This is a genomic window from candidate division WOR-1 bacterium RIFOXYB2_FULL_36_35, assembly GCA_001771505.1.
Taxonomy (GTDB): Bacteria; Margulisbacteria; WOR-1; order XYC2-FULL-46-14; family XYC2-FULL-37-10; genus XYB2-FULL-36-35.
Genome location: MEUA01000041.1, coordinates 25,087 through 34,069, shown reverse-complemented (window position 1 = coordinate 34,069; position 8,983 = coordinate 25,087). Strand labels below are relative to the sequence as shown.

Annotated in this window: 11 protein-coding genes and 1 pseudogene; 4 read left to right on the top strand and 8 right to left on the bottom strand. The window is 35.6% G+C overall.

All coding sequences use genetic code 11. From position 1 onward, the window contains the following. From A2290_06455 to A2290_06445, 3 genes and pseudogenes are all read right to left on the bottom strand, one after another. Positions 1 to 652, bottom strand: a pseudogene (locus A2290_06455) (hypothetical protein). A gap of 7 nt (positions 653 to 659) precedes the next feature. Beyond that, positions 660 to 1,301: a hypothetical protein gene (locus A2290_06450; protein OGC14125.1), complete on the bottom strand. Its 642-nt coding sequence runs from the start codon at positions 1,299 to 1,301 to the stop codon at positions 660 to 662. A gap of 10 nt (positions 1,302 to 1,311) precedes the next feature. Continuing rightward, complete coding sequence (locus A2290_06445; GenBank protein OGC14124.1) at positions 1,312 to 1,509, bottom strand: hypothetical protein; 198 nt, start codon at positions 1,507 to 1,509, stop codon at positions 1,312 to 1,314. Between the two features lie 180 nt (positions 1,510 to 1,689). Between A2290_06445 and A2290_06440 the strand changes: the two genes are divergently transcribed. Continuing rightward, complete coding sequence (locus A2290_06440; GenBank protein OGC14123.1) at positions 1,690 to 2,277, top strand: hypothetical protein; 588 nt, start codon at positions 1,690 to 1,692, stop codon at positions 2,275 to 2,277. A gap of 10 nt (positions 2,278 to 2,287) precedes the next feature. Here A2290_06440 and A2290_06435 read toward each other — a convergent pair whose 3' ends face one another. The 5 genes from A2290_06435 to A2290_06415 all read right to left on the bottom strand — a co-directional run bounded on the left by A2290_06435 (position 2,288) and on the right by A2290_06415 (position 7,440). Beyond that, complete coding sequence (locus tag A2290_06435) at positions 2,288 to 2,980, bottom strand: hypothetical protein (protein ID OGC14122.1); 693 nt, start codon at positions 2,978 to 2,980, stop codon at positions 2,288 to 2,290. Between the two features lie 39 nt (positions 2,981 to 3,019). Beyond that, positions 3,020 to 3,685, bottom strand: coding sequence for a hypothetical protein (locus A2290_06430; GenBank protein OGC14121.1), 666 nt, complete (start codon positions 3,683 to 3,685; stop codon positions 3,020 to 3,022). Between the two features lie 61 nt (positions 3,686 to 3,746). Then, positions 3,747 to 5,345, bottom strand: coding sequence for an AAA family ATPase (locus A2290_06425; protein OGC14120.1), 1,599 nt, complete (start codon positions 5,343 to 5,345; stop codon positions 3,747 to 3,749). Positions 5,346 to 5,449: 104 nt separating this feature from the next. Further along, entirely contained in the window at positions 5,450 to 6,586 is a 1,137-nt protein-coding gene (locus A2290_06420; GenBank protein OGC14119.1) for an ATPase, read from the bottom strand. 140 nt (positions 6,587 to 6,726) lie between these two features. Further along, positions 6,727 to 7,440 carry a hypothetical protein gene (locus A2290_06415; protein OGC14118.1) on the bottom strand — a complete coding sequence of 238 codons (714 nt, stop codon included), beginning with the start codon at positions 7,438 to 7,440 and terminating at the stop codon, positions 6,727 to 6,729. A 112-nt stretch (positions 7,441 to 7,552) separates the two neighbouring features. Here A2290_06415 and A2290_06410 point away from each other — a divergent pair, with 112 nt between their 5' ends. Genes A2290_06410 through A2290_06400 form a run of 3 tightly spaced genes read left to right on the top strand, consistent with a single transcriptional unit; the run spans position 7,553 to position 8,973 of the window. Continuing rightward, positions 7,553 to 8,137, top strand: coding sequence for a hypothetical protein (locus A2290_06410; protein OGC14117.1), 585 nt, complete (start codon positions 7,553 to 7,555; stop codon positions 8,135 to 8,137). After that, entirely contained in the window at positions 8,134 to 8,532 is a 399-nt protein-coding gene (locus tag A2290_06405) for a hypothetical protein (protein ID OGC14116.1), read from the top strand. Before A2290_06410 ends, A2290_06405 begins: the two co-directional genes overlap by 4 nt. Positions 8,533 to 8,544: 12 nt before the next feature. Beyond that, positions 8,545 to 8,973 carry a hypothetical protein gene (locus A2290_06400; protein ID OGC14115.1) on the top strand — a complete coding sequence of 143 codons (429 nt, stop codon included), beginning with the start codon at positions 8,545 to 8,547 and terminating at the stop codon, positions 8,971 to 8,973. Positions 8,974 to 8,983: the final 10 nt, after the last annotated feature.

Genomic DNA, 8,983 nt, shown 5'->3' with positions numbered 1-8,983 from the left:
CCGGAGTCTCAAAGAAATCCGGCTTCGCGGAGTTTTTATTCTCAAAGAGCACTAAAGCTAAAACTATTTGAGCCTCTAAATTTTGATATCTTTCTTTTAAATCTCCGGAATTAGCACGGGCTGCTACAGCTAAATTGCTATGCAGACTAACCAAAAAATCACCTAATGCATAGCTTAGCTCCTTTTGTTCCAAATCCTCCAAAGTCAGTTCAAAATATTTATGGTATGCATGCAAAACTATATCGGGAGTAATAAGCCTGGTATCTTCTGGGACACGGTCATAAACTGAACCACCGCCCATAGAATCAAAATCCACCAACATTTGATCAAAATTAATCCCCGGAAGAAATTTAGTACTATCTAAACAAATTAGCAAAAATTTATTTTGATCTAAAAACTTTTCCTGATTCGGAGTTAACTGCAATCCGTATTTTGCTTTGACCGCCTGATAATTTGGAATTTGACTTAACGGAACAGCAGCTTCTTTATATACAGAAACAAACTTTAATGCTGATTCGCTTTTCTCCACAATCGTTTGCTGATTAGATGCAAAATGCCGATAAATCAACACATAGATTAAAATGAAACTACCGACAACAAGTAAACTTGCTAGCCCTAAGATTATTTTTTTCTTTTGCAGTTTAATTCCCATAAATATTTTATTTTATCATTATAGCCAAGATATTCTTCTTTCCTTTTGACATTTTATCTTTGCTCCCCGGCCAGTCATGGATTGCATTATATAAAACATCAAATTTATACCGATAATTTGAGCCCCTTTTTGTCCCAGGATCATTTGTGATAAATTCTTTTTTGCCAAGATCATATCCTTTGACAATAACCATGTGGTAGGCGGGACCAGGCCTTGTGTAATATGGATTGCCGACGGTTCGGCCATCTAAAGGCACAATAACAAGATTTCCATTCCCAAGTGCAGATAAAATAGATTCAATGGTCGCAGATTCGATGACTCTGAACTTATCAAAACCATAATAATCTTTCAAAAGTTTACCAGTCTGCCGCACTGTCAAATCTTTATGTCCTTTATAATTTTCTTCCTGAAATTTAACCATATTGTCAATCTCTCGTTTTGCCTCAATGTTTGTAATCCCTTTATGATGAATATATCGCATAGACATTAAAACAGAGGCTTCCTCGCACGCCTCCTGATAAGGCTCTCCCCAATTTCCAAAAGGGGCTTGAGGAGTAAAGGGAACTTGTAAAAAGACCTTTGCTGGATAGGAAAAAGAGATTTCCGATAATATACAAACAAGAATTATAATTTTCAAAACATTGGACATGTATATTTTCTTATTTTTTTGCCCAAAAACTATAAAGCGGCTTTGCTCCACATAAAATGACAAGGAATATCAAAATAAGATAATCAATAGTAAGCAGTTGAGGGAAAATCTTTACAATTATAATTGTTGCAAATAAAACCGCAAGCTTGGTAAATCCAATATCCAAAACTGTTAGCCCTTTAACTCTTTCATTTATTTTATCAAACATAATAGATTTCCCCCTTTTATCAATATACTGGGATAAATTATAACATAACAACATAAAATTGAAATGACACAAAAATCTTTAAACCCCGATTATTCATAGACCAACAAAATTTTAGCAGTCTATTAGAAAATTCCTTAGGTATGAATAATCGGGGTAAACTATGTTATACTTTATAATGTTATGACAACAAAAACACAAGTCTGGACAGGGTTTTTAGCCATTTTTATTGTTATGACCCTTTCGATTGCAGCTAAAGCTGCCCCTAAGCATGGGGTGGGGTTAAATTATGGGGTTACAAACAACTGTAAAATGTGGGCAGGGAGTGCAGCCAACACTGGTAACGCACTTCAAGTAAGCTATGGCTATAAATTTAATGATTTTTACTCCGCTGCATTAGAAATAGGGTTTATGGTAGATAGAAATGTGTTTGCATCAACAACCAACGTTTATGTTGAAACAGCTTCCTATCTTAATATCAAGAACTTTTTTTATTTTCACATCCTTGGATTTATTCATCCTTATCTTTCAATTGGAACAGGCTTGAATGGAAGTAATTCCTGGCTGAAAAGCGGAAATAAATTTTATATTAGTGGGAATAATTTCTTTGCCGATATATTACTGGGAGGAGGATTAGATTTTGGCAATGAAAATCATATTCTTAATTTCGATTTTAGCTTCCCCGCAATTTTTAACACTTTTTATACTAATGCACAGTTTCCGTCACAATTTCCATTAATTTCCAGCTTTGGCTATAAATATTGCTTTTAACCCCGATTTCCTAATCGGGGTGAATAATCGGGGTTAAGCTACCGTGACTTTGTCCCCCCCCTTTCCTAATAAGTCGATGTTCTATTGTATGCATAATAGCGTCTGAAAAAGTTTTTAATATAAGAAAAAAGGGCAAAACAATATTGCCCAAGGAGAGCCCCAAAGAAAACCCCAAGATTATGGTAAGATGCATCGGAATTATCCTTAGATAAGGATAAAACATTACTGTTCCAATATTTTGTTTTTTAGTATCTCTTTGTTTGTTGTAAATAAATGAAAAAAGATGGTTGGTAAAAAATAATAAAGAAGGGAAAAAGACAAATTCCATATTTTCCGCAAGATCTATCTTTTCTCCAAATGTTCCATCAGACAAGCCGGCCAAAAGAAAGATTAGATAAACTAAATGGAAAAAGCCGTAATGGCATAAGAAAAAAAAGGCAGTAAAAAGCTGTGTCCTTTTTGTCGGTTGAGTCTGTTGGCCGTTAATCTTAAGCCCATCGGTTGAAAATTCTTTTAGTCCTAATATTCTTATAAAATTAAAAAGGCCTATAGTAACGCTTTGAAACCAGTAAACCCACATTATTGAGACCAAACTCCAATCTTGGGTTATGGCAAGAAAGATGGTTGCAAAATTTGAGAAGACAAGAAGCCATAAAGACAAATCGCCGGATAAATATCTTCGTGATTGATTATTGCCGAACATAAAAACTCTTTATGCCTCCTTGAGAAAACATTTATGCCTTTAAAGTTTTAATCCAAGCTCTTTAAAGGAGATAAATACTTTATGCATCCCAGCTGCATAGCAAGCAACAGCATACGGCGAAAAATGAAAAGTTAATCCATCATTATCTATTGAAAAGTTTTCAAGATTCTTTAATGTTACGCCCTCTTCAATCCATTCTTTAACAGGCAACTCCATTTGCTTCAGCAATTTACCGATGACCATAAACTTTAAATTTTGCTTCACTGATTGCTTTTTTATGCCTAAATCAGATAAGCGCAGAATTTTTCCAGTCTTTGGATCATAACTTTTGGCAACTACCAAGGTATTGGGATGTGCCCCTCCGTCATATATCATTACATAAAAAACAAGACTAATAAACTTTTGAGAAACAAAGGGCTCGTCATAAGTAATAAGTAATTCATTTTTATAGTCTCTGTGGTCATCAGGAGAAAAAGAATCTTCTTTTATATCAGTAATATTCTTATCAATAAAAGCAGAAATATCTTTATTAATAATATTATTACTGAATTTTGGGAAAGAAGCATTTATGCTTAAAAATTTGCTTTCCTCTTTAACTAATTGCCCATGATACGGTTTGCTCGAATAAAAACAAAACGGAATGGACAACATTACTCCAACAATTAAAACTAATATTATTCCCAAGATAAAAAGGCGTTTATTCACTTGAGGATTATACTATACAATAAAGCTTTTCGTCTCGGGGATACATAACAACAGGAGTTGGTCAGCTCTCCCCCATCTCCAAAATCCGATCTACACGAAAGACCCTTCTATCCTTCCTTTCCATGCAGAACGCCTCCATCCCCAAAAAGGGCTTGCCATTGTATTCAAGCTGACCCACAAATTCAGGGCGAATAACTCGCTTTGACTTTTCATCGCTTGATTTTAAATAAACTATTTTCAGGTTCTTTTTTTCATCAATAGCTTTTTGGATCATTTTAACTTTTTCGTCTTTGGGCATGGCCTTTTCGGAAAGCTTGTACTTATGTTTCGTCAAAAAATCGACAACTTTCCAATCCATAAAAATATGCTTTTTCTGGATTTTCTTTTTCAGGATTGTTCCTTCAAGCGAAGTCGCACGGCTTAAAGCGACATACATTTGCCCGTGCGCAAAAGTGCCCGTCCCGATATCGATTACAACCCTGTCAAAGGTCTTCCCTTGGCTTTTGTGAATAGTGACTGACCATGCAAGTTTTATAGGATATTGGGTAAAGGTGCCTATAACTTCTGAATCGAGAGCATCTTTTCCTTCATCGTACTTATAGTTAAAAAGCTCCCATGTGTGGGGAGTAACATCCACTGTGTCTCCGCTTGATAATTCTACCCATACAATATCCGGGCTATTTCCTTTATCTTCTATTTCAAATTCATCGTCATCATCAAAATCAAACTCATTTTTTTCAATTTTAATTATTCTGCCAATACTCCCGTTAACCCATCTTCCAAGGGAATCGTTGTTTAAGAGCATTACCTGCGCGCCTTTCTTAATGTTTAGTACAGTGTCGGTCGGCAATTGGTTCTTTTCGAAATTTCCTTTAAATTGAGCCTCATAAGTAAATGTTTTCCCTTTAAGTTTTGAGAGCTGTTTTTCATTTATCTCCTGCGATAGTTTTTTTGTTGGGGTTAAATGGATAAAAAAATCGTTTGGATGAGGCTCGAAATTTTCATTAAGTCTTTTATTCAGCATTTCCAGTTCGGCCTCTGTTACAGTATTATTGCGGATTGAGTTTAGCAAATCTATAAAATCCTGATCTTTCTGCCTGTAAATTTTTTCAAGTTCTACAAGTTTGAGTTCAAACTGCTCGAAAACATGCGAAGAAAAGAAATAGCCTGTTTTATACAAACCTTTAAAAATGTCTTTTTCCTGGCTTGTGATGACAGGTGGAAGCTGGTATAAGTCACCGATAAAAATCATTTGTAGCCCGCCAAAAGGGAGCCCGTTTCCTCGATTTAAGCGCAAGAATTTATCGACGCAGTCTAATAGGTCAGCTCTAACCATTGATATTTCATCAATGACTATTGCCTCAATTTTTTTATAAATATTCGGTTTCCCTTTTCTGGGTTTTATCTTTTTTACTTTTGCCAAATTGATATCCGGCTTAAATCCGAAAAAAGAGTGGATTGTCTGACCATTAACATTGAGGGCGGCGACCCCTGTTGGAGCAAGGACTACGATTTTCTTTTTTGTATGAAGCCTAAAATATTCAAGAAGAGTTGATTTCCCTGTGCCGGCACGACCTGTTACGAAAACATTTTTTGAACTGTTTTCGAGCAGATCGAGAGCAAGTTTGAATTCTGGATTGAGATCGATGGTGGGTTGCATGATGGTATTTTACCTTTATTAGCTATTTTAGTCACTCACTGCGTGACAAATTTTTCTTCACACATCACAAGCCTTGTGATGTTTTGCTAGGCTTCTAATAAAAATTACCCCAACAACTTATCCAGTTCTTTTAACGCTTTTTCTATTGGGAGAACTTCTATATTGTCAAACCTCAGAACCTTAGTTCCACCGTATAATAAATAGCAGGAAGCTTCTGGATAGTCAGATAAAAAGGTTCTAAGCGATTTCAAATCGTCATCATTAATTTTATTGGTTCGTTTAACTTCAAAAGCCTTAAATCCACGCTCACCATATAAAACAAAATCAACTTCCTGCCCATACATTGATCTCCAGTAATAGATTTCGTATCCAAAATCAAGAGAATCATTTATTGCTTTTAGCTCTTCAAAGACAAGCGTTTCAAAAGAAAGCCCTTCTGTTTCATGAGGATTATCAAGTGGCCCTTTTGGTCTTAATGTCCTATAAATGCCAACATCAAAAAAATAAAATTTAGGATGAGAAACCAATTTTCTTTTTGCTTTTTTTAAAAATGGTGGGACTCTGTACGCGATTAAAAGATCTTCCAATATATTGAAATAATTTGATACCACTTTGCGCTCAACAGAACAATCTTGCGCAACATTTGAAATGTTTAAAATACTCCCTTGCGAAAAGCTTGCAGATTCGAGAAATCGCGAAAAAGCACTTAAATTTCTGGTAAGACCTTCCTGCCGAACCTCTTCTTCAAGATAAGTTTTTACATAACTTTCGAGATATTTTTGAGGATCAGATTCCGAATAAACAGAAGGCAAATTTCCGTATTTTAGAGATTTTTCTAAATTAAATTTATTCCCAAGTTCTAAAGCGGTAAATTGATGCATTTTAAGGGACAGCGCCCTGCCTGCAAGAAGATTTTGTCCTTTTTTTCTCAGTTTTCTGGGACTTGATCCTGTCAATACAAACTTATATTTATATTTTTCAATTAGCCTGTGGACTTCGTTTAGCAAATCAGGGATTCGTTGTATCTCATCTATTACAACCCAATTATCAAAATTTTTTGGGATAAGATTTTCCAGCCTTTGAGGATTAGCTAATAAATCATTAAAAAGCTCTGCCTCCAAAAGATCTATATAAAGTCCTGTTTTAAAATTCTCTTTGACCCATGTAGTTTTACCTGTTCCCCTGGGCCCAAACAGGAAGAAGCTTTTATTGTCGGGAATTTTTAATAATCTTTTATACATATAACAGAATCATACTCTAAATTTTCGGAATCGTCAATTCCATTTTTACCGTTTTTTTGGAATCAGCGATTCCATTTTTTGAGGTAAGCAAGGCTTGTGATGTTTTTGCTATTATTACCTAAAACTGAAAAGCCGAAAAGTCATTGATCCCCGTCAATAATAAGTAGAAGCCCTTGTTGATCTCCACTCGTGGGTATTAAACCTTGAGCCATGGTTTGTTTCTTTTGATCTGGGGCGACCACAATGCTTAACCATTTTGAAATTTGTTGCAGAAATTCCGTCACTTCTTGGATAGAGGAATACTCAAAAAGCGGGCTCTTTTTTAAGCCCAATGATTTTTTAAGATTTATCTTACCAAACTCGGTTAAAGCAGTTCGGGCTTCATCAAATGTAAAATAGGTATAAATTGGCCAAGTAATTTTAGGCTCCTTTGCCGTTGATGGCCAAGGAAACGACACATTATCGATGCACCACTTTTTTGCAAGCATATTTAGACCAATATCCTTCAAAACAACTTCCAAATCATCTCGATAGCCAGTCCAAATCCCTTCCATTATTGACGATCCTTTTAATGTCTGGGCAAAGGCGCGACATATAAGTTCGGTGGCTCTCCGGTACTGACGTGCATAATCTTTGTCAAGTTTGCCAGCAAGAATATCACTTATAATCTCCGAAACACTTTTAATTTTTATGCCTACATCTTCAGCGTCTTCCTTAAATATCATCCCAAACTCTTTCAAGAGTCCCTTTTGGCTCTGTTCAATTTTTTTGAGCAAGGAATTATCCTTAGAGCCAGGAACTCTCTGCAAGGCCTTCATATCAACTTTAAAACCATAAACCACATTTTCACTCATAAAAAATCTCCTTTTTTATAGAAAACAACTGGATGTTATATATGTACAGCTTACACATATTCCGCGTTTTCTGCAAAGACTTTGTACCGCAAATTAGGTATAATTTATCATTATGCCTGTCAGTGAAGAGAAAAAAATAATTGCCAAAACTATGGCCACCGCTTTTGGCGGAACTCCCGTTGTTCATCACTACTGGAATGATAGCCATTCAATGTTTGTTGACATATTAGAATGCTTCAATCGCCCTTACGAGGGAGCTGTTTCGTGCGGGACTATAGGCCTTTCTGATTTTTGTGTCTTTAAAGATTCTGATGGCACCGATGTAGGAGTGGAGATTGTGGGAGGATCTTTGCAAAAAGCAGGCGAATATGGAAATGTATTGGCATCCGCCGCCTTTGCGTTGATCAATGGGAAAAAAGTCCCATATCCTGGATTTATTTTGAAAAACATAGTAAATGCCAACTCCGACTTTTGTCCGAAATTGCCCCATCTTTATTTTTCAGTTCCATTTATTTGGAACGACGGTTTGAACATAAAAAAAATACAAAACAAAAAAATAGGATGGCTGTTGGCTTTTCCTATATCAGAAGAAGAGTTGAATTTTGTGGTGGAAAATGGTGATCGCAAGTTTGAAGCTTTGATGACAAAGCAAAAGATCGATATATATGATTTGTCGAGAGAGCCAATAAACAAATGATTGAAGACAAACTGCCAAAAGAGTTGCTTGAAAAAACCTCCAAGTATGGGAATGAATTGGCCTGGAAATTAAATGATGTTGAAGAGGTTGTTGTTGCGGCAGAAAAACTTGGGCTTGCCAATTTAGGAGGTCAAGCGCAGTTTATTTTTCCCGAGGGAATTTATGAATTATATTGGATTGAGATTGATACAAACGGTAAAACCCAAGACGAAGATTGGCTTCAATATGTAAGCAGAAGCAATCATGAGTTTTTAAGGCTTTTCAAAGAAAAAATCCTAAAAACAGATTTCTTAAAAGAAGCGCAAAATTGGCCAGCGCTTAAAGCTAAAATAGATCAAAGCATTAATATCTTGGATTGTCTTTACTTTGTTATCTATTTTGTTGATGCTGAATAATAGGAGAACTTTATGTATTACGAAAAAATCAGGAATTTTGAAGTTTTAATAAAAAGATTTGGAGAATGGCCGGCGTTTCATGATGCAGAGATCATAAGTTTATCGCTTTATAGAAAAGACGGCGTTAACCATATGCCTAAAATGGAACTGCGCATTCACCATTTTCAAACAACAAGCGAAACAGATGCCAAAGGATATTTTAAGCAGATAAAACATTCTCTGACAACTTTTTGTTTCCATCAGGTGGAAGGATTAGAGCTTGAAGGATTTGATTATCAAAATGTCGTTTACAATCTTGATATTAAAGACTTCTCTGATGACCAGGCTGGGGATTCAAAATTTCAGGTTACAATTGAACCAAGTTCCGGATTAAGCTGTTTTTTCATGTGCAAAGAAATTGAACTTTTAGCTTCAATTGAAGTTGATGCTGATAGTGTATAAAACAATCTGG

Excerpts from the sequence above, each read along its gene's own strand:
- A2290_06405 (OGC14116.1), top strand. The coding sequence starts at position 8,134 with ATGATTGAAGACAAACTGCCAAAAGAGTTGCTTGAAAAAACCTCCAAG.
- A2290_06400 (OGC14115.1), top strand. The coding sequence starts at position 8,545 with ATGTATTACGAAAAAATCAGGAATTTTGAAGTTTTAATAAAAAGATTT.
- A2290_06450 (OGC14125.1), bottom strand. The coding sequence starts at position 1,301 with ATGTCCAATGTTTTGAAAATTATAATTCTTGTTTGTATATTATCGGAA.
- A2290_06435 (OGC14122.1), bottom strand. The coding sequence starts at position 2,980 with ATGTTCGGCAATAATCAATCACGAAGATATTTATCCGGCGATTTGTCT.
- A2290_06425 (OGC14120.1), bottom strand. The coding sequence starts at position 5,345 with ATGCAACCCACCATCGATCTCAATCCAGAATTCAAACTTGCTCTCGAT.
- A2290_06410 (OGC14117.1), top strand. The coding sequence starts at position 7,553 with ATGCCTGTCAGTGAAGAGAAAAAAATAATTGCCAAAACTATGGCCACC.
- A2290_06440 (OGC14123.1), top strand. The coding sequence starts at position 1,690 with ATGACAACAAAAACACAAGTCTGGACAGGGTTTTTAGCCATTTTTATT.
- A2290_06415 (OGC14118.1), bottom strand. The coding sequence starts at position 7,440 with ATGAGTGAAAATGTGGTTTATGGTTTTAAAGTTGATATGAAGGCCTTG.
- A2290_06420 (OGC14119.1), bottom strand. The coding sequence starts at position 6,586 with ATGTATAAAAGATTATTAAAAATTCCCGACAATAAAAGCTTCTTCCTG.
- A2290_06445 (OGC14124.1), bottom strand. The coding sequence starts at position 1,509 with ATGTTTGATAAAATAAATGAAAGAGTTAAAGGGCTAACAGTTTTGGAT.